At 71.0% G+C, this 20928-nt stretch carries 12 protein-coding genes; 8 read left to right on the top strand and 4 right to left on the bottom strand.

Features of this window, described 5'->3' with window-relative positions; translation table 11 throughout:
* The first annotated feature begins 123 nt into the window (after positions 1 to 123).
* The 8 genes from EDD27_RS21150 (at position 124) to EDD27_RS21115 (ending at position 16674) form a co-directional block, all read left to right on the top strand.
* The gene (locus EDD27_RS21150; protein ID WP_127933944.1) at positions 124 to 2418 is read left to right on the top strand and encodes an ATP-binding protein; all 2295 of its coding nucleotides are present in this window, start codon (positions 124 to 126) and stop codon (positions 2416 to 2418) included.
* A gap of 125 nt (positions 2419 to 2543) precedes the next feature.
* On the top strand, positions 2544 to 4082 hold the full coding sequence (locus tag EDD27_RS21145) for a sugar ABC transporter ATP-binding protein (RefSeq protein ID WP_127933943.1): 1539 nt from the start codon (positions 2544 to 2546) through the stop codon (positions 4080 to 4082).
* Positions 4076 to 5089 carry an ABC transporter permease gene (locus tag EDD27_RS21140; protein WP_206641562.1) on the top strand — a complete coding sequence of 338 codons (1014 nt, stop codon included), beginning with the start codon at positions 4076 to 4078 and terminating at the stop codon, positions 5087 to 5089. The genes EDD27_RS21145 and EDD27_RS21140 overlap by 7 nt, the downstream gene beginning before the upstream one ends.
* A gap of 2 nt (positions 5090 to 5091) precedes the next feature.
* A complete protein-coding gene (locus tag EDD27_RS21135) occupies positions 5092 to 6276 on the top strand; it encodes a substrate-binding domain-containing protein (protein WP_206641561.1) in 1185 nt (394 codons plus the stop codon).
* Positions 6277 to 6314: 38 nt separating this feature from the next.
* Positions 6315 to 6497 (top strand): nucleotidyltransferase domain-containing protein, encoded by a 183-nt coding sequence (locus EDD27_RS21130; RefSeq protein ID WP_127933942.1) that lies wholly within the window; start codon positions 6315 to 6317, stop codon positions 6495 to 6497.
* Between the two features lie 78 nt (positions 6498 to 6575).
* The gene (locus tag EDD27_RS54420) at positions 6576 to 6740 is read left to right on the top strand and encodes a hypothetical protein (protein ID WP_164903715.1); all 165 of its coding nucleotides are present in this window, start codon (positions 6576 to 6578) and stop codon (positions 6738 to 6740) included.
* A gap of 403 nt (positions 6741 to 7143) precedes the next feature.
* Complete coding sequence (locus EDD27_RS21120) at positions 7144 to 10398, top strand: LamG-like jellyroll fold domain-containing protein (RefSeq protein ID WP_127933941.1); 3255 nt, start codon at positions 7144 to 7146, stop codon at positions 10396 to 10398.
* A 33-nt stretch (positions 10399 to 10431) separates the two neighbouring features.
* Positions 10432 to 16674 carry an RHS repeat domain-containing protein gene (locus EDD27_RS21115; protein ID WP_127933940.1) on the top strand — a complete coding sequence of 2081 codons (6243 nt, stop codon included), beginning with the start codon at positions 10432 to 10434 and terminating at the stop codon, positions 16672 to 16674.
* 183 nt (positions 16675 to 16857) lie between these two features.
* Here the strand turns inward: EDD27_RS21115 and EDD27_RS54415 are convergent, their stop codons facing one another.
* The 4 genes from EDD27_RS54415 to EDD27_RS21095 are packed head-to-tail and all read right to left on the bottom strand — an operon-like array spanning position 16858 to position 20850.
* The gene (locus tag EDD27_RS54415) at positions 16858 to 17778 is read right to left on the bottom strand and encodes a nitroreductase family protein (RefSeq protein WP_164903714.1); all 921 of its coding nucleotides are present in this window, start codon (positions 17776 to 17778) and stop codon (positions 16858 to 16860) included.
* Positions 17775 to 18872, bottom strand: a complete 1098-nt coding sequence (locus EDD27_RS21105; protein ID WP_206641560.1) for a hypothetical protein — start codon at positions 18870 to 18872, stop codon at positions 17775 to 17777. Before EDD27_RS21105 ends, EDD27_RS54415 begins: the two co-directional genes overlap by 4 nt.
* On the bottom strand, positions 18869 to 19315 hold the full coding sequence (locus tag EDD27_RS21100) for a DUF4188 domain-containing protein (RefSeq protein WP_127933939.1): 447 nt from the start codon (positions 19313 to 19315) through the stop codon (positions 18869 to 18871). Before EDD27_RS21100 ends, EDD27_RS21105 begins: the two co-directional genes overlap by 4 nt.
* On the bottom strand, positions 19312 to 20850 hold the full coding sequence (locus EDD27_RS21095) for a phenylacetate--CoA ligase family protein (RefSeq protein WP_127933938.1): 1539 nt from the start codon (positions 20848 to 20850) through the stop codon (positions 19312 to 19314). Before EDD27_RS21095 ends, EDD27_RS21100 begins: the two co-directional genes overlap by 4 nt.
* Positions 20851 to 20928 lie beyond the last annotated feature (78 nt).

The following is a 20928-nucleotide window of genomic DNA, read 5'->3' as shown; positions in this document are numbered from 1 at the left end:
GTCCCCCGCACGTGCATGCCGTGGAGGTGCGCTTGGCCGCACGTGACGGCGTGGCCGTGACGGCGGGCCAGGGTTTGCGTCCGCCCTGTCATGGGATCGCCCGGCGGGGGTAGCGGGGAAGATATGGGGGCGACAACGCGCGCCGGGAATCTGCCGCTCGAGCTCACCAGCTTCGTCGGCCGCAGGCGCGAACTGGCGGAGGGCAAGCGTCTGCTCTCCGCGGGCCGGATGCTCACCCTCGTCGGCGTGGGAGGGGTGGGCAAGACCCGGCTGGCGGGTCGGATCGCCGCGGAGATGTCACGCGAGTTCGAGGACGGGGCCTGGCTGATAGACCTGGCGCCGCTGGGGGCAGGAGAGCTTCTCGCCGAAACGGTCGCCGCCCTCGTCGTCGGATGCCCTTATCCGAACATGGAGTCGCTGACCGCGTACCTGCGGGACAAGCAGACGCTGCTGCTGCTGGACAACTGTGAGCACCTCCTTGCCCAGTGCGCGGCACTGGCCGGCGACCTGCTGTCCACGGCGCCCGGGCTGCGCATCCTGGCGACCAGCCGGCAGGCGCTGAACCTCCCGGGTGAGCAGGTGCTGGAGATCGCGCCGTTCACGGTCCCGGAGCCGGCCGAGGCGTCCATGGAGGACGTCCTGCACAACGAGGCGGTGCGGCTGTTCGAGGACCGTGCCTCGTCCGTCGTGCCCGAGTTCAAGGTCAACGACGCCAACATCCTGGCGGTGGCGCGGCTGTGCCGGCGGCTGGACGGCATCCCCCTGGCGATCGAGCTCGCGGCGGCGCGCATGCTGATTCTCTCCGCTGAGCAGATCCTCGAGCGCCTCGACGACCGATTCCGGCTGCTGACGACCGGGCCCACCACCGCGCCGTCACGGCAGAAGACGCTGCGAGCGCTGCTCGACTGGAGCTATGACCTGTGCTCCGATCAGGAGCAGGCGCTGTGGGGGCGGTTGTCGGTCTTCTCCGGCGGTAGCGACCTGGAGGCGATCGAGCAGGTGTGCTCGGACGGCATCGCCAGGGAAAGCGTGCCGGACCTGGTGGCCCAGCTGGTGGGCAAGTCGATCGTGCTGCGCCGCGGGCAGGGCTCCGCCATACGTTTCGAGATGCTGGACACGCTGCGCCAGTACGGACGGGAGCGGCTGGTCGCCTCCGGCGAGGACAAGGCCCTGCGGCTGCGGCATCGCGACTGGTGCCGCGACCTCGCGGCGCGGGCCGAGGCGGAATGGTTCGGCGACCGTCAGATGGAATGGCTCGGCCGCCTCGCCCGGGAACAGGGGAACGTCCGGGCCGCGCTGGAGTTCTGCCTGAACGAGCCCGGTGAGGCCTGGGCCGCGCTCGAGATCGCCGCCGCGATGTGGAGTCACCGGCTTTCGTGGAGCTCCCCGAGCGAAGGACACCATTGGCTGGAGCGGGCGCTCGCCAAGGAGCCCGGCGCCGGGCCGGTCCGGGCCAAGGCCCTGTGGGTCGACGCGTGGCTCGTGCTGCTCCGCGGCGAGCCGGAAGCGGCGAAGCCGTTGCTGGAGGAGTGCCGGACGCTGGCGGAGCGGCTCGGCGACGAGGCCCAGCTCGCCGGCGCCCTTCACATCACGGGCTTTTCCGCGTTGCTGGCCGGAGACTTCGACCGAGCCTTCTCCCTGCTGGAAGAGGCCCTGGCCCGGCGTCGCGTCCTCGGCCATCGGGGGCATGAGTGGGTCGTGCTCTTCCAGCTCGCCATGACGGCCGTCCTCATGGACGACCCACGTTCGGCGAAGTTGTGCGAGGAGGTGCTGGAGAAGGCCACACGCGCGAACGCCGAATGGTCGGTGTCCTACGCCTTGTGGGTCACGGCTCTGGAGCGGTGGCGGCGGGGCGCTCTCCGGGACGCCGTGACCATGATGCGTGACGCCGTGCGGCTCAAGCTGCGCTGCAACGACCATCTGGGCCTGGCCCAGTGCATCGAGGGGCTGGCCTGGGTCCTGGCCGACGACGGGCAGTACGAACAGGCCGCCCAGATGCTGGGCGGCGCCCAGGTGGTCTGGCGGTCGATCGGGACGTCACTGTCCGGTCTGGGGCACCTGGCCGGCGCACACGACCGGTGCGAGGCCACCCTCCGGCGGCACCTGAAAGACGATCGGTTCGAGGCGGCCTTCGGCCGCGGATCGGCGCTCACCGTCGACCAGGCCGCCGCCTACGCGCTGGACGAACGGCCCGCCCGGCAACCCGAATCCGACGTGTTGTCCGTCCTCACCCGCAGGGAGCGGGAGATCGCCGAGTACGTCGCGAAGGGCTTGACCAACAAGGAGATCGCCGACGCTCTGGTCATCGCGCCACGCACCGCGGAGTGCCATGTCGAGAACATCCTCCGCAAGCTCAACTTCACGTCCAGGTCCCAGATCGTCAAAACCTGGGAATCGCGCCGCTCCGACCAGGAGTGACCCGGAGCCTTTGACCTCGGGTTCTGTACGATGAAACGGAGATTCGAGCTCTAGCGGTCCGGCGAGCTCAAGGGGCCTGTCCGCCGGGTGGTGAAAGTCCCGCGGAGACAGCTGTGCACAACGACATGCCGAATCACCGTCCGGACAGGCCGGGATCAGCGACGGTCCCGGAGCCGCTCGTCCGGATCCGGGGACTCCGCAAGCACTTCGGCGGCATCCACGCGCTGCGTGGGGTGGATCTCGACCTCCACGGCGGCGACATCCTCGCCCTGCTCGGCGCGAACGGGGCCGGCAAGTCGACGTTGATCAAGATCTTGGCCGGGATCCATCGCGCCGACGGGGGAGAGGTCGTCGTGGCCGGCCACCCCCTGGGAAGTCAGGCAGCTTCCGTCAGCATGGCCTTCATCCACCAGGACCTCGGCCTCGTGGAATGGATGAGCGTCGCGGAGAACATCGCCCTCGGCGCCGGATACGCCCGGCGCGGCGGCCTCATCTCCTGGCGCGCGGTGCGGCGGCGCGGCACGGACGCCCTGCGGGCCATCGCCTCTCACCTCGACCCTGACCTGCGGATCGCGCAGCTGACGCGGGCCGAGCGCTCCCTCGTGGCCATCGCCCGCGCGCTGGCCACCGACGCGACGATCCTCGTGTTCGACGAGCCGACCGCCTCCCTGCCCGCCGCCGACTGCGTCGTCCTGTTCGACGTGCTGCGTACGCTCCGCGATCGCGGCCACGGGATCCTGTACGTCACCCACCGGATCGACGAGGTCTACCAGATCGCCGGCAGCGTCGCCGTCCTCCGCGACGGACGCGTCGTCAGCCGCGGACCGCTCGCCGGCCGCCGGCCGGCCGATCTCGTACGCGACATCGTCGGCCGGGAGAGCAGGGTCTTCCGGCACCGGCTCCGCCGGCCAGGAGAGGTCCTGCTGCGCGTGGACGGCATGCGTGCCGGGCAGGCGGGACCGGTCGGGTTCGAGCTGCGCGCGGGCGAGGTGCTCGGCCTGGTCGGGCTCGCGGGCGCCGGGCACGTGGACATCGGGCGCGCGCTGGCCGGGGCGTGTCCCGTCCTGTCGGGCCGCGTGCACCTGGCCGGGCGGCCGTACCGGCCGGGCTCGGTGTCGGCCGCCGTCGGCGCGGGCGTCAGCCTCGTGAGCGGCAACAGGCAGGAGGAAGCCGCCGCCCCGGAGCTGAGCGTACGGGAGAACCTCCTGGCCAACCCCGCGACGCGCGGCCGATCGCCGCTGAGCCCGGCGGGGGCGCGGCGGGAGCGGGCCGAGACGACGGCGGTCATCAGGCGCCTGCAGGTCCGCCCCGCCGACACCGAGGCGCCTTTCGCCGCGCTGTCGGGCGGGAACCAGCAGAAGATCCTGCTCGGGCGCTGGCTCGAGGTCCACCGCCGTCTCCTGATTCTCGAGGAGCCCACGGCCGGCGTCGACGTCGGCGCCAAGCCCGAGATCTACCGGCTGCTCGGCGAGGCGCTGGCGGCCGGGCTGGCCGCCCTGCTCGTCTCCGCGGACTTCGAGGAAGTCGTGAACATGTGCGACCGCGCGCTCGTGTTCACGCACGGCACGGTGACCGCCGAGCTCAGCGGCGACGGCCTCACCGTCGCCGCCCTCACCCACGCGGCCACGGCCCCGCCCGCCGGCCGCCGGGCGGACCGTTGCTGACCAGGGAGCTCGTCCGGCGGCGGCTCGCCGCCGGGCACCTCATCGGCGGGTATGGGCTGCCGGCGCTGGCCTTCGTCCTGTTCGTCGTGTTCGCGCTCGCCCTGCCGGACACGTTCCCCACGATGGCCAACCTGACGGCGATCATCTCCGCTTATTCGATCATCGCGATCCTCGCGCAGGGCGCGATGATCCCCATCGTCACGGGCAACTTCGACCTGTCCATCGGCTACGGGCTCGGCCTGAGCCATGTCATGACGCTGCTCTTGGTCGTCAACGCCGGCTGGCCGTGGCCCCAGGCCTGCCTGGCCGTGCTCGCCGGCGGCGTCGCCGTCGGCGTGATCAACGGTTTCCTCGTGGAGTTCGCGCGCATCGACTCCTTCATCGCGACGCTCGGCACCGGCAGCATCATGTACGCCGTCACAGGCTGGGTGACGGGCGGCGCCCGGATCTTCGCCGGCCCGCAGGGCCTGCCCGCCGGCCTCACCGGCCTGTACGAATCGACCTTCCTCAACCTGCCGATCGCCGCCTACTACGTCCTCGTCCTGACCGCTGTGCTCTGGATCGTGCTCGAGCGTCTCGCGCTCGGCCGCTACCTCTACGTCATCGGCTCCAACCCGCGGGCGGCCGAACTCGTCGGGATCCCCGTCCGCCGGTACGTGATCCTCGCCTTCGCCGGCTCCGGCCTGGTGACCGGCTTCGCGGGGATCCTGCTCGCCGCCCAGCAGCAGATCGGCAACCCGAGCGTCGGGCTCGACCACCTGCTGCCGGCGTTCGTCGCCGCGCTGCTCGGCTCCACCACCCTCAAGCCCGGGCGGGCCAACCCCTGGGGCACCGTCGTCGCCGTCGCCGTCCTCGCCATCGGCCTGTCGGGCATCAGCCAGCTGGGGGCGGACTTCTGGGTGACACCCCTGTTCAACGGGGTCACGCTGCTCATCGCGGTCGGCTTGGCCGGCTATTCCGCACGACGCCGGACACGCGCCCGCCCGCCGCTGACCGAGGAGGCGTGAGCATGAAGGCGCGCATGAATCTCAGCGGATTCCGGCGCCGTGCGAGCGTGCCGGCGCTGGCCGCCGTGCTGGCCGCCGTGCTGGCCGCCGTGCTGGCCGGCGGTTGCTCGCGCGGCGCACCCGGTCCCGCGCCGGACGGCGCACCCGACCGGGCGGCCAGTCCGTGCCCCGGCGTGACGGACACGGCCGTGCGGGCGGTCGCCCGGGCCGAAGCGGTGACCACTCCGTGGGACGGCCCCACGACCGGGCCGCGCGCGGTCCCCGGCAAGAGCGTGGTCTTCGTCGCGTCGACCATGACGAACCCCGGCGTGGCGGGCACCGCCAACGGGGTGCGGGAGGCCGCCCGGACCATAGGATGGCGCGTCCGCGTGATCGACGGCCAAGGCACCCCGTCCGGCGTCCGGTCGGCCATGGGCCAGGCGATCGCCCTCCGGCCGTCGGGGATCGTCATCGGCGGGTTCGACCCGGACTCCGTGGCTCAGCAGGTCAAGAACGCCAACGACGCCGGCATCCCGCTCGTCGGCTGGCACGCGACCCGGTCACCTGGGCCCAGCGCGAATCCCCGGCTCTTCACCAACGTGACGAGCCGGGTGGAGGACGTCGCGAGGATCAGCGCGTACTGGATCATCGCCACGTCCAACGGCCGCGCCGGTGCCGTGATCTTCACCGACTCCTCGATCCCCTTCGCGGAGAACAAGTCCCAGCTGATCAGGAAGACCCTGCAGACCTGCTCCGGCGTCAAGCTGCTCGCCTACGAGAACATCCCGCTGCCCGACACCGGCATCCGGATGCCGGTGGTGGCCTCCTCGCTGCTGTCACGCCTCGGCGAGCGGTGGACGCACTCGGTCGCCATCAACGACGTCTACTTCGCCGACGCCGCCCCGGCGCTGCGTGCGGCGGGCCGGAAAGGCAGCGGGCCGCCCTACGCCATCGGCGCCGGGGACGGCGATCCTTCGGCGTTCCAGCGCATCCGGAACCGGCAGTTCCAGCAGGCCACCGTCCCCGAGCCGCTGAACGCTCAGGGCAGCCAGATCATCGACGAGCTCAACCGCGCCTTCGCCGGCCGGCCGCCCAGCGGGTACGTGACGCCCGTGCACCTGACCACGACCGGGAACGTGGGCAACACCACCTCATGGGAGCCGAGCGGCTACCGCGAGGCCTATCGGCGCATCTGGCTCGGGCAGTGAGGGCCGCCGCCGGCGTGCGGCACCCGTAGGCACGTTTCGTGCAGGATGAGGATCTTCACGCCGTCGCCGCCCGGCTGGCCGGGGTGCCGGGTGTGGCGGCCGTGGTGCTGGGCGGCAGCCGGGCCCGCGGCACGCACCGGCCGGACTCGGACATCGACCTGGGCCTCTACTACCGGGGACGGCTCGGGTGCACCGGCTGCGGGCGCTCGCACGGGAGGTGACCGGCGAGCCGGTCGACGTGACGGAGCCGGGCGGGTGGGATCCCTGGGTGGACGGCGGGGGCTGACTCCCACGCCTACGTGGGCGAGGTTGCTCTGTGCCGGCTGCCGTCCGCGCCGGACGGCTTCGGCGAGCGGGCGCAGGCGCTGCTCGCGGCGGCCGGGCGCACGCCGGAGGAGATCGGCCGCGTCATCGACGAGGCGGCGCGGCTCATCGAAGAGGTACGGGCCGCCTGCGGCTCATGACATGGTCCGGCTCTCACCAGCATGTTTCCGCCTGGGCGCGACCCGCTGGTCGAGGGCGCGATCCTGCTCTCGCCGTCGCTGCACAGGGCGACGGACGACGACCTGGACGCGTGGGCGCGGTTCGGGCGGCCGCTGACGGCGCTGGTGCTGGAGTTGGACGACTACCTGCGGCCGGAGAGATCGTCAAGCGGGTCAATCCGGGTGCGTGGCCGCTGCCGACGGAGGTCTGACAGTTTTTTTCGTGCGAACCCTGGTGTTGAAGATTTATTTGAGCAGAATGACCAGAACCCTGGACCTGCGCCCGACTCAGGGTGAGAATCCGATCGTCAATCGAAGATCGTGGAAACGCCCGGGCGGTCCTGCCGTCCCGCGCGTAACGCCAGCTCACCATGGGCGAGGACAGATGCGGGTTGTGCGTGTACTGACTGCGGCGGCGCTGGCGTTCCCGATCGTGACGATCTCCTTGGACTCCTTAGGCCCCTTGGGCCCCGTCGCCGTCGCGGAGGACACGCCGCCGGTCTCGCCTGAGCAGAAGGCCCGGCGGGACAACCGGCCCGTCGAGGTGGAGGCGTTGACCAGCGAGACCCGGCAGGTCTTCGCCGAGCCCGACGGCACCTACACGATGGAGCAGCACGTCCGCCCGGTACGCGTCCGCAAGGGGCGCAGCTGGGTCCCCGTGGACACCACGCTCCGCCTGCGCCCGGACGGCGCCGTCGAGCCCGTCGCCACGGCGGCCGGGCTGACGTTCTCCGGCGGCGGCGACGCCCCGCTCGCCCGCCTGTCGCGCGGCGCCAAAGTCCTGGAGCTGGGTTGGCCGGGCACGCTGCCCGAGCCGGCGCTCAACGGTGACACCGCCACCTACCCCGAGGTCATGCCGGGCGTGGACCTCCAGGTCACCGCGGACGTGGACGGCTTCTCGCACCTCCTGGTGGTCAAGTCGCGGGCCGCCGCGGCGAGCCTGACCGAGCTGACCTACCCGCTAGCCGCCCAAGGGCTTTCGGTGAAGACGGACAAGGTCGGCAACCTGGAGGCCGTCGACGAGAGCGGAGGGACGATCTTCATCGCGCCCACCCCGAAGATGTGGGACTCGGAGGGCATCACCAGCCCGCAGGCGCTCAAAGAAGGCCGCTCACCGGAGGCCCGCGAAGCCACGATGGGCGTGGAGGTCGCGGACAGGCACATGCAGCTCAAGCCGGACCGGAAGATGCTGGCGGATCCGAGGACGAAGTTCCCCGTCTATCTGGACCCGTACTTCTCGGCTGCGCGCGGCTCGTGGACGGCGATCTGGAAGAACTGGCCCAACTCCAACTACCTCAACTCCAGCGACGTCGCCCGCGTCGGCAAAATCAGCTCGACCCAGACGAACCGCTCGTTCTTCCAGATGAACACCGGCTCGGCCATCCACGGCAAGCAGATCATCAAGGCGACGCTGCGCACGTACGAGACGTGGTCGTACTCGTGCAGCGCCCGCAAGGTGGAGGCCTGGGGGACCAGCGCGATCAGCAAGAGCACCACCTGGAACAATCCGCCGGCGAAGACCAGGTTGCTCTCCACGGTGAACGTGGCCAAGGGCTACAGCTCGTCCTGCCTGCCCGGCGGCGTGGAGTTCGACGTCACGTCATGGGCCGCCGACGCCGCCGCCAAAAAATGGCCGACCATGACCATCGGCCTCTACGCCACCAGCGAGACCGACGTCTGGGCCTGGAAGAAGTTCAGGAACAACCCGAGCGTGGTCATCGAGTACAACTCCATCCCCACCGCGCCGCTCGCCGCCGACGCGTGGTCCGACCCGGGCGGAGCCTGCGCCGCCGGCGACACGCGGCCGGTCATCAGCAGCACCACGCCGAAGTTGTGGGCCAGGCTGAAGGACGCCGACAACTCGGTCAAGGGTCGGTTCGAGTGGTGGTCGGCGGCCGGGGTGAAGCTGGGCGAGTACGTCACCGCCCTGGGGTCGAGCGGCACCGCGTTCTCCGCGGTCGTCCCGGCGGGTGCGTACGCCGACGGCGCGCTGATCCGCTGGCGGGTGCTGGCCGAGGACGGCAGAGCCAGCAGCGCGTGGAGCCCGTGGTGCGAGGCGACCGTGGACGCCACCGCCCCCGGCAAGGAGCCGCAGGTCACCTCGCCGCAATACGCGGAGAACACCTGGAACGACGGCGTGGGACTGGCGGGCGCGTTCACCTTCGCCCCCAACGGCGTCACCGACGTGGCCGCCTACGTCTACGGGCTTGACGCCACGCCGGGCACGCAGGTCGCACCCGGGCCGGACGGCACGGCCACGATCCAGCTCACGCCGCGCCACGACGGCCCCAACGTCCTGTCGGTACGCAGCAAGGACCGGGCGGGCCAGCTCGGCCCGATCCGCACGTACGTGTTCAACGTCAACGCAGGCAAGGCGCCGAGCGGCCACTGGGCCCTGGACGAGGGTGGGGGCCCAGTGGCCGGCGACGCCGCGAACACCCACCCCGCCACGCTGTACGGCGCGACGTGGACGACCGGCAAGACCGGTGCGGGACTCCAACTGGCCAACGCCTACGCCCAGACCTCCGGCCCCGTCGCCGACACCACCCGCAACTTCACCGTCACCGCCTGGGCCCGCCTGACCGCCACCACCGGCACGGCCACCCTCGTCACCCAGGAGGGCACCAGAACGGGGGCGTTCGCGCTGCAGTACTCCAAGCCCGACGACCGCTGGGCCCTGACCCGTACCGGCGCCGACGCGGACGCTGCCACGACCGCGCGCGCCCTGTCGGCCGCCGCGCCGCGCCTGAACGAATGGACCCACCTCACAGGCGTGTACGACGCGGCGGCCGGCACCCTCTCCCTCTTCGTCAACGGCCACCTGGAGTCCACGGTGGCCTTCACCCCGCCGTGGAACGCCACCGGCCCTCTGACGATCGGGCGCGGCAAGGTCGCGGGCGCGGCGGCCGAGTTCTGGCCGGGTGACGTCGACGACGTGCGGGTCTACGGCCGGGCCATGTTCGCCGACGAGGTCGCCGACCTGGTCAACAGCGCCGCCACCCTGGTCGGCCACTGGACGCTGGACGAGGAGTCCGGCACCACCGCCGCCGACTCATCCGGCCGGGCCACGGCCGCCACGCTCTCCGGCGCCGCCTCCTGGACGCCGGGCTGGCTGGAGGGCGCGCTCGCGCTCGACGGCGCCACCGGCGCCGCCCAGACCGCCAAACCGGCCGTGTCCACGGCCACCGGCTTCACGGTCGCCCTCTGGACCCAGCTCGACTACCTGCCGACGGCCGACACCGCCGCGGTGGCCCAGGTCGGCAGCAGGGCCGCCGGGTTCCAGCTCGGCTACGACCAGGCGCAGGGGCGGTGGCTGTTCGGCATGGCCGCCGACGACACCGACACGGCGGCCCTCGTACGGACCCGCTCCGACGCCATCCCGAACCCGCTCGAATGGACCCATCTGGCCGGCGTGTACGACCCGCTCGCCGGCCAGCTCCGCATCTACGTCAACGGCCGCCTGTCCACCACCACCGTCACCAACCACGTCAGCAAATGGAGCGCCACCGGCCCGCTGCATCTGGGCCGGACCAAGACCGCGGGCGTCCTCACCGGCTACTGGCCGGGGACCGTCGACGACGTCCGCACGTACGACGGCGTCCTGAGCGCCGAGCAGATCGCCCAACTAGCAGCCCAGTAATTCCCGACCAGCACCCCCGACTGGGAGAGGTTCATGGACCTGCCCGACGAGTTAGACCTGCCCGAATCCCGCTGGAATCGTTTTCAGACCCCCGACGAAACACCCGACCTCCCCGACCCGTCCTGGAACGACCCGCTCCCTCCCAAACCCGAATCCGCCTGGCCGCGACGGCTGGCGACGGCGCTGTCGATCGTCCTCGTCGTGCCCGTGGCGTACGCCATGCCCGCCTACGCGGCCCCGCGCTCGGCGCCGGCCGTGCAGAAAGAAGCGCCGGTGACGGGCGGGAAGGTCCCCGTCAAGCCGCCGCTGGCGGATCCCGCCGCCAAGCAGGCGTGGAAGGCGGCTCCGGCCGTCACCTGGCCCAAGCCGCAGAAGGCGCAGCTGGGCGGCTCCGTCTCCACCCTGGCGGCCGGCTTCCCGGTGAAGCTGGCGCCGGGGACGGCCAAGGCGGCGCAGGCGACGGCCCCGATCAGTGTCGAGTTGCTCGACACCGACCTGCTCGGCCTGGCGATGCGGGTCACGCCGGGGCAGGGGGTGGCAGCGGCAGCTGCGGCCAAGCCGGTCAAAACCCGCCTGGAGGTGGACTACTCCGGCTTCCGGTACGCCTACGGCGGTGACTACGGCTCCCGGCTGCGCCTGGTGAAGCTGGAGGAGTGCGCGCTCACCGGCGCGGCCGGCTGCGCTCAGCCGCAGCCGGTGAAGAGCGACAACAACGTCACGAACGGCACGGTGACCGCCGAGGTGGAGACGGGCGGCCTGTACGCGCTGACCGCGGCTGCGTCCGGCCCGTCGGGCGACCATGCCGCCACCTCGCTGGCGGCTTCGTCGGAGTGGAGTGTGGGTCCTCAGTCGGGGGACTTCACCTGGGGCTATGAGCTGCGCACGCCTCCGGCGCTGGGTGGTGAGGAGCCAGGCGTGTCGCTGTCCTACTCCTCGCAGAGCGTGGACGGCCGCACCGCCTCCACCAACAACCAGGCGTCCTGGGCCGGTGAGGGCTTCGAGCTCAACCCCGGCGGCTTCATCGAGCGGCGTTACAAGTCCTGCATGATCGACGGCAAGAAGACCGGCGATCTGTGCTGGGACCAGGACAACGCCACCATGTCCCTGGGCGACTCGTCGGTCGAACTCGTCAAGGACGCCACCACGAAGCAGTGGCGGCCCAAGCGGGACGACGGCACCCGGATCGAGGCGCTGACCGGCGCCACGAACGGCGACAACAACGGCGAGTACTGGCGCGTCACGACCCCCGATGGCACCCAGTACACCTTCGGCCAGAACCGGCTGCCCGGCTGGGCGACCGGCAAGCCGGAGACCAAGTCGGCGCAGACGGTGCCGGTGTTCGGCAACAACAGCGGCGAACCCTGCTACAACAGCACCCCGGCCAACGCCTGGTGCCAGCAGGCCTACCGGTGGAACCTCGACTATGAGGTGGACACCCACGGCAACGCCACCACGTACTGGTACGAGCGCGAGACGAACTACTACGGCCGCAACATGAAGCCGGAGCTGGGCACCCAGTACGTGCGCGGCGCGTACCTGACCCGGATCGACTACGGCTACCTGAAGAACGAGCTGTTCACCAAGGCCCCCGCAGCCCGCGTGGTCTTCGACGTCGCCGAGCGCTGTCTGCCCAGCGGCACCGTGACCTGCGCCCCCGACCAGCTCAAGAAGGAGACCGCGAGTCACTGGCCGGACGTGCCGTTCGACCAGATCTGCGACGCGGGCGTGACGTGCACCGACCGCCTGGCGCCGACGTTCTTCACGCGCAAGCGCCTGGCCAAGGTCACCACCCAGATCCTCAACACCAACACCGCCAAATGCTCGGGCGCGCAGTACTGCGCGGTGGACTCGTGGGCGCTGGCGCACCAGTTCCCCGCTTCGGGGGACGGCATGAGCCCGGCGCTGTGGCTGGCGTCGATCCAGCAGACCGGTCACGTGGGCGGCACGATCACGCTGCCCGCGGTGAAGTTCACCGGCGTGCAGCTCCCCAACCGGGTGGACGCCCTTGAGGGGCGCGCCCCGCTGGTCAAGTGGCGGGTGCAGGCGATCAACAACGAGTCCGGCGGTGAGCTGCGGATCAACTATTCGGCGGCCGACTGCAAGCCGGGCGACGTGCTGACGGCCGACAAGAACACCAGGCGCTGCTTCCCGCAGCGCTGGGCCCCGCCGAACGAGGCCGAGGTCACCGACTGGTTCCACAAGTATCTGGTCGCCCAGACCATCGAGGTCGACCGGGTCGCGGGCTCGCCCAACGTGGTCACCGACTACGAGTACCTGGACGGCGCGGGCTGGCGCTACGCCGACAACATCCTGGTCAAGCCGGAGCACCGCACCTGGGCCGACTACCGCGGCTTCGGCCGGGTTCGCGTCCGCCAGGGCGACGGGCAGGACGGCAAACGCACGCTCACGGAGTTCCGTTACTTCCGCGGCATGCACGGCGACAAGCTGGCCGACGGCTCCAAGCGCAGCGCGCAGGTGGAGGACTCCGAGGGCGTCAAGCTGGACGACCTTGACCAGCTCGCCGGCTTCGAGCGGGAGGAGATCCTCTTCGACGGTGACGGCGGCGCGATCATGACCGCGACCGTCGAGGAGCCGTGGTCGGTAAAGACGGCCGAGTCCACGCAGGGCGGCGTCACCAAGGCCGCGTACGTGGTCCAGCCCAAGTCCATGGTCACCCGTACCGCGCTGGCCAACGGCACGTGGCAACGGACCGGCGAGGAGCGCGCGTACGACGCCAAGGGCCTGCTCCTCCACGTGGATGAGAAGGGCGACCTGGCGAGCGCCGATGACGACGAGTGCACCCGCTACAGCTACGCCCGTAATGACACGTCCTGGATGCTCGACTACCCCAGCAGGGTCCAGAAGGTCGCCGCCGGCTGCGGCACCGCGGTCTCCACGCTGGCCGCCGGTGAGGTGATCTCGGACGAGCGGGTCCAGTACGACGGCCAGGCGCACGGCCAGCCGCCGACCAAGGGCGACGTGACCTCGGTCCAGGAGCTCGTCTCGGCGGACGGTGCGACGATCACCGGTGCCACCCGCACCTACGACGTCTACGGCCGTGAGACCAGCGAGACCGACCCGGTCGGCACCAAGTCCGTCACCACCTACAGCCCGGCCGCCGGCGCCCCGGCGACGGAGACCACGGAGACGAACCAGCTCGGCCACGTCGAGCGCACCCTGCTCGAACCGGCCTGGGGCGAGCCCATCGCCGAGATCGACGCCAACAACCGCCGCGTCGACATGGAGTACGACGCGCTCGGCCGCCTGATCAAGGTCTGGCAGGCCGACCGCAGCAAGGCGGCCGGGCAGTCGCCCAGCACCGAGTATTCCTACACGGTCCGTACCGACGGCCCCAGCGTCGTCACCACCAAGACGTTGCGCGCGGACGGCGGCTACACCACCAGCCACGAGCTGTACGACGGCCTGATGCGCGAGCGCCAGACCCAGGAACCCGCGCCCACGGACGATCAGACGACTGATCCCGCGCTACGTGACGGGCGCACGATCACCGACACCTTCCACAACTCTCAGGGCGAGGAGTACAAGTCCAACACCGGCTACTTCGCCACGGGCACGCCGTCCACCGATCTGCTGGCGGTGGCCGACTCCGCCGTCCCCAACCAGGTCGTGTCGTTGTTCGACGGCACGGGCGAGGTCAACGCCCAGATCCTCAAGGTGAAGGGCGTGGAGAAGTACCGGGTGACGGTCAAGGAGGAGGGCGACAGGGTCCACGTCACACCGCCGCCGGGCGGTACGGCCACGACCAGGATCGGTGACGCGCAGGACCGGCTGATCGAGCTGCGCCAGTACAAGGGCGCGACCCCGACCGGCGAGTATGAGTCCACGAAGTACACCTACGACCACGCCGGCCGCCTGTCCACGGTGACCGATCCGGCGGGCAACGTGTGGCGTCACCACTACGACCTGCGCGGCCGGGAGATCAAGACCGAGGACCCGGACAAGGGCGTCACGACCACCACGTACAACGACGCGGACGAGATCGTCACCACCACCGACGCCCGCGGCAAGACTCTGTGGTACGGCTACGACGCCCTGGGTCGCAAGACGCAGATGCGCGAAGGCTCGGCGAGCGGCCCGCTGCTGGCCGAGTGGAAGTACGACGCACTGGCCAAGGGAGAGCTCAACGCCAGCATCCGATATGTGGACGGGCAGGCGTACACGGCCGAGATCAACGCCATGGACGCCGACTACCGCACCCTGCGCCAGACGATCACCATCCCGGCGCGGGAGGGCAAGCTCGCCGGCTCCTACCAGCTCAACACCCGCTACACGCTCGACGACCAGGTCCAGTCCATCAGCTTCCCGGCCGGCGGCGGGCTGGAGGCCGAGTCGGTCGTCTACAGCTACGACGGGCTCAGCCAGCCGACCAAGGTCACCGGGCTGTCGGCGTATGTGAGCGCGGCCCGCTACTCGAAGATGGGCGAGACCCTCCAGTACGAGCTGGGCGAGGGCACCAAGAAGACCTGGCTCACCTACACCCACGACGAGGGCACCCGCAGGCTGACCGGCATGCGGCTGGACCGCGCAGGTGCCGCCGCCTCCGACCTGGACCTCAACTACACCTACGACGCAGTCGGCAACATCACCAAGATCGCCGACAGGGTCGGCCAGGACACGCAGTGCTTCAAGCACGACCATCTGCGCCGGCTGACCTCGGCGTGGACGGCCACCGACGACTGCGCCAGTGGCACTCCGCAGTCCGACAAGATCGGCGGCGTGGCCCCGTACGCGGTCAGCTATGCCTATGACGTCACCGGCAACCGGACCCAGGAGATCAAGCACGCCTGGGGCGGCGCGGCCGAGACCGTGCGCGACTACGTCTACCCGGCGGCGGGCGGCAAGCAGCCGCACGCGCTCCAGGCCGTCGGAGCCGACGTCTTCGCCTACGACGCGGCGGGCAACACCACCCGGCGCAAGGTCGGCACCTCCGACCAGAGCCTGGTCTGGGACGCCGAAGGCAACCTGGAATCGGTGACCGAGGCCGGCAAGACGACCTCGTTCATCTACGACGCGGACGGCGACCGGCTGCTCCGCAAGACCCCCACCGACGCCACCCTCTACATCGACGACATGGAGCTGCGCTTCGACTACGCCAAGGACGTCGTCGAGCAGACCCGCTACTACACCATCGGTGGCGAGGCCATCGCGGTCCGCACGCCGGACAACCAGGTCTTCTTCATGGCCAACGATCATCAGGGCACCGCGCAGGCCATGGTGAACGCCGGCACCGGAGACGTGGCCATCCGCAGGCAGACCCCGTTCGGCGAGGACCGCGGGACACCACCACCCTGGTGGCCGGGACAACGCGGATTCGTCGGCGGCACCAAGGACGCGACCACCGGGCTCGTCCACCTCGGCGCCCGCGAGTACGACGCCGGGAACGGCCGCTTCCTGTCGGTCGACCCGATCATCGACGAGGGCGATCCGCAGCAGCTCAACGCCTACGCCTACGCCAACAACAGCCCGGTCACCATGAGCGACCCCGACGGGCAGCTGTTCTGGTTCGCCGTGGGCATCGCGGCCAGGATCGCGGCACGTGCCATCGCCAGGAGGCTGGCCCAGGCCGCCGCCAGGCGGGCGGCGCAGGCCGCGGCCAGGCGGGCGGCGCTCGCCGCGGCCAGGCGGAGGGCTGCCGAAGCGGCCAGAAGGCGCGCCCTGGAGGCGGCCAGGCGGAGGGCCGCCGAAGCGGCCAGGAAGAAGGCGGCTGAAGCAGCGAGGAGGAGAGCCGCGGAAGCGGCCAAGAAGAGGGCGGCGCAAGCGGCCAGGAAGAAGGCCGCGCTGGCCAGGCAGCGGGCGGCCGCCGCGGCGGCCAGGCGACGAGCGGCAGCGGCAGCGCGCCGGGCCGCGGCGGCCAGGCGACGAGCCGAAGCTGCGCGCAGGGCGGTGACCAGGCGTGCGAGCAGGCCCCGGACCACGGTCAGGCATCGGCCCGCCGTCCGTCCGACCAGTCGCAGGGCGGTCCAACGGCAGTCGCCGCCCAAGGCACAGCGAAATCCCCCGAACACCGGCCAGACTCAGTCGCGCGGGCTGACCGACGCGCAGAGACGCTCGATCGACGAGCAGTTGGGAAGGACCCAGCCCACCGGGGCGTACACGAGGAGCGCCCGGACCGAGACGGAAGGCATCGCGTGGCAGGGCACCGCGCACGGCCCGGCCTCCAAGCCGTACGTGTCGGAGGCTCCGCGTTCGAAGGGGTGGGCGCGCGTCTATCGCATCTGGGAGATCTTCAGGCCGCCGGCGGTCCCCCCCAACTAATACCCATGCCGTGTGGTCAAGCGTGATACGGCGTAGTCAACGTTAGCCGAAAGAGAAACGGAGCTCCTGCCCGAACGGTGTCGACCAAGATCACCGTTCGGTGCGGGAGCTCCGTTGTGACGAATGACCGACCCCAGGCCAGGTACGCCCATGCGCAAGCGGCGGCGACGGGCGTGGCCGGCCCTACCCCTCCTTGACGCGGGCCGACGGCGCGGCAGGCGCCTTCGGGCGGCCGACGCGGGCCACATGGAGCAGGGACGCGGGATCGTCCACCCCCAGCCGCCGCGCCAGCTCCTCCCGCGTGGGCCCGCAGTCGATGATCTGGCTCAGCGGATGCGTGGTGTAGCCGAGGCCGGACAGCGTCAGCCAGTGCCGCATGAGCAGGCGCCCCTGCTCCACCTCGTCGCCGGCCGCCCCGACCAGCACCAGCACGTCGCCGTCGTAGTCCAGCAGCCCGCGCGACGCCCCGGCCAGCACCCTGGGCAGCCCCAGCGGGCGCAGCGCCGGGTAGAGGGCGAGCGAGGCGCGCAGGGCGAGCGACTCGAGGCGGCTGAGCGCCAGCGCCCGGTCGCTGAGGCCGTCCAGAAGATAGCGGCGGTGCCGCCGCGTCAGGCGCAACCACGCACGCAGCTCCCGCGTCACCTCCCGGTCCCCGAACTGGTGCAGGTCCGCCGCGAGCAGCAGGTCCGCCAGCTCCCGGCACGCCACCCGGCGCATCCCGCCCAGCCCGGCGGCCACCTCGTCCGGCAGCCGTCCGGGGTGGTACTCGCCGCGGTTCGCGCCCCGCGCCCGCACGTCCGCCGTGGTGAACGGCGTACGGTACGGCTGCGCCGCCCCGTGCAGGAAGCCCGCCCGCAGCGGCCCCGGGTCGGGGCGGAAGGCGACGGACAGCCCCGCGTCCGCGGACACGATCAGGCAGCACTCCACGAACGCCCCCAGGCTGAGGCGCAGGTCGCGCTCCGTGGGGTCGCTGATGGGCAGCGCTCTGGCCGGGTCCCAGCCGACCGCGACCTCGTCCGCCCCGTAGGTGAGCGTCCACGGCTGGGTGTTGTGCGCGCTGGGCGCACGCCAGAAGTCGGGCTCCAGCGCCCGCAACTCGTTCACGAGAGGAGATCCTTGGCGTAGAAGGTGTAGCCGTGCAGCGGGCGCCCGCCCATCGCGACGTACTGGGCGGCGGAGCCGGGGTTGGTGCGCTCGACGTACGTGCTGCGCAGCGTGTGGTAGCCGCCGCGGCGCAGCCCTTCGTGCAGCTCGCGCGCGAGCAGCCGCATGTAGCCGTGCCCCTGCTCGCCGGGGACCGTGCCCTTGATGATGAGCACTGCCTCGCGGCGGTAGCGGGAGCGGGTGGCGAGCAGCCGGAGCTGCTGCAAGAGGTGGAGATTACCCCGGCATTTCGCGACATATTCCGAAATGTCGGGGAGGCACAGCACGAACGCCACCGGCCGCTCCGCCTTCGTCACGTACAGCAGCAGCGCCTCGTCCAGCAGGTACGCCAGCCCGTCCGTCTGCGCGGCCAGCTGCTCGGCCGAGATCTCGGTGTAGTACCCGAGCTGGGCGAAGCTGGCGTTGAGCATCTCCCGCAGGATCGGCAGCTGCTCCGCCACCCGCCGCCGGTCTCCCCGGTGCACCCGCAGCCGCTCGGCCTCGATCCGCCGGTCGTCGAAGGCGAACACCTCCTTGTCCGGCACCGGGCAGATCCAGGTGTCGGACTCGAAGCGGCGGGCGAACCCGTACGCCTCGTACGCGGCCGGGTAATAGGGATGGTTCCACGCGCTGTCGATGAAGCCCCGGTCGCCGAAGCCAGAGGTGATGACGCCGCCCGCCTGGTTCGGCAGCAGCGACACGGGACCGAAGGCCGTCTGCCTGCCCTCGGCCCGCCCTGCGGCGCAGATCCCGTCGAACAGCTCCTCCGCCGCCTCCTCGGCGAACTCCGTCAGCCCGAACAGCTGCGTCCGCCCGCCCAGCTTGGCGTCCAGCGCGGCGTCGGTGTGCAGGGTGGTGCGGGCCACTACCTGGCCGCGCCGCCGCAGCACGTACATCCGCACGCCCTGGCGGAACCAGGTGCGGGCCTGCGCGTGCAGCGGCGGGACGAACCGCGGCTCCCCGGCGTAGACGCGGTCGGTGAGGGAGAGGAACTCGCGCAGGTCACGGCGGGTCTCGACGGGCCGCAGCGCCGCGAGCTCCGCGGGCTCCGTCACGGGCGCTTCACCGGCGGGCCGTCGCCGTCCTCCGTCGTCAGCGGTGTGAACGTCTCGATGTGCGCCATCGGCCCGCCCTCCGCCCGCCAGACGCCGTTGCTGTAGCCCTCGGGCTCGGCGTTGTAGAGCCTGATGTAGCCGCCGGTGGCGTTCTTGGTGCCGTCCGTCACCCACTGCATGAGCTTGCGGTGGTGCCGGCTGCGGGCGAAGCGCAGCAGCGCGTCGCGGTCATCGAAGAACGCCAGCGTGCCCAGCGTGTACGGGAACTCCCAGTAGACCTTGTGCCAGCGGTAGCCCCGCATCCGCTTCATGTCGCGCACCATGCGGAACCACGTCAGCGTCAGCGTGAGGATCGACAACGGCCCCCGGTAACGGGTGGCCCCGACGAACATGGCCGTCGCCTGCCCCTGCGGTGGCGCCTTGCTGAAATCCGTGGTCCTCATGCGTCCTTCACCAGGTAGACGTTCTTCATCTTCGTGAAGCCCGCGAACGGGCCCTCATCCAGGTCGTAGATCCTGACCCGCAGGTCGGCTGCCGTCGGGTCCTCCTTGAGCGACTCGGCGAAGTCGCGTGAGACCGTGCTCAGGTGGGCGACGACGCCCTTGCGGCAGATGTCGGCCAGCTCCCCGCGGTCCACGTCGCCGCGTACCTCGAGGTTGATCACCGGCCGGTACTCCAGCCCGGGCAGCTCCTCCAGCGACAGGCAGAACCTGTTGATCGCCGCGGCGTGCGGATTGCCCTGGTAGAGGCCATACTCGACGTCCTGCGGATACAGATTCGCGCCCATGTAGGAGATCGTCGAGTCCTTGCGGCCGAACAGGAACAGCAGCGGCAGGTTCAGCCGCTCGTCGGTCCACGCCCGCGCGTACTCCTGAGCGCCCAGCGCCTCCCGCACCTCGGCGAGGGTGTGCAGGCGGGCCTCGTCGCCGACGTTGTAGCGGAGCTTGGGCTGCAGGCAGCTCTTGGTGTTGATGGTGCACAGCAGCTCGCCGTCCCCGTTGACCTCCAGGAACGTCTCCAGCGGGTTGTAATGGAAGATCATCGGCAGCCGCTGCTCGCCGGGGCCGAGCAGCCGGTCGCGCAGCCGCTGGTCGACGGCCAGGCGCTTACGCAGCCACACGCTGAACCCGCTCTCCGCGCCCATGCCGATGGTCAGGTCGCTGGCGCCGTAGCCGGAGCGCACCTCCTCGAAGCGCTCCTCCAGGTAGTCGCGGAGCGCCTCGGTCATGCCCTCGCCGCCGACCATGCCGCGGATGCGGTAGTCCTGCCAAGGGAAGCCCGCCTCGTCGAGGCGGTCGCGCAGGTGCTTGAGGAACGGCGGGTACGCGGCCACCACGTAGTCGTAGCCGGGCCCGAAGTGCTCCAGCGTGTCGGTGATCTTCTCCAGGTCGGGACCGGTGTTCTTGACCATGGCGATGCGGGCCATGGCGGCGCCCGTGGTGGTGCCGGTGGCCCACGCGCCCATCGAGTACGCGTTGATCACGAACAGCCGCTCGCCGGGGAAGACCAGCTCGATGTACCCGGCGGCGTTGCGGTAGATGCCCTTGAGCTCGCGCGGCCCGCGTACCCAGTTGTACGGCTTGCCGCTCGACCCCGACGACTCGTCCACGATCACGCCGGGCCGGTGCAGCCTGCCCTCCTGGCAGCGGCTCTGCTCGTCGTAGACGCCGGCGTAGTTGTGCTTGGTGGTCTCGGGGAAGTCCGCCAGGCGCCTGGCCTGCTCGGCGCCGTTCTCCCGCAGGAAGTGTCGGTACGCCGGCACGTCCACGGCGGCGAACTGGCAGGCCACCCTGGCGTGCCTGGCGGCCACCCGGTCCAGCGCGGGATGGTAGCCGCGGGCGACCAGCCGCCAGATGGCCGGATGCATGGCGCCGAGCCGGTAGGCGCCGGTCAGGGCCCAGGAGTAGGCCTGGAGCCTGACCCGGCGCCAGCGCTGGCGGGGGGTGAGCGGCCCGAGGCGGGGACTGAGGCGGGTCATGAGGGGTGAGAGTACTGATGTCGGATTGAAGATGGCTTTACGACCACTTACTTCGGCATGGGGAGGCTGATTGCGGAA

The organism is Nonomuraea polychroma (assembly GCF_004011505.1).
In the GTDB taxonomy this organism is placed as follows: Bacteria; Actinomycetota; Actinomycetes; order Streptosporangiales; family Streptosporangiaceae; genus Nonomuraea; species Nonomuraea polychroma.
This window is presented reverse-complemented; position numbering and strand designations above follow the sequence as displayed.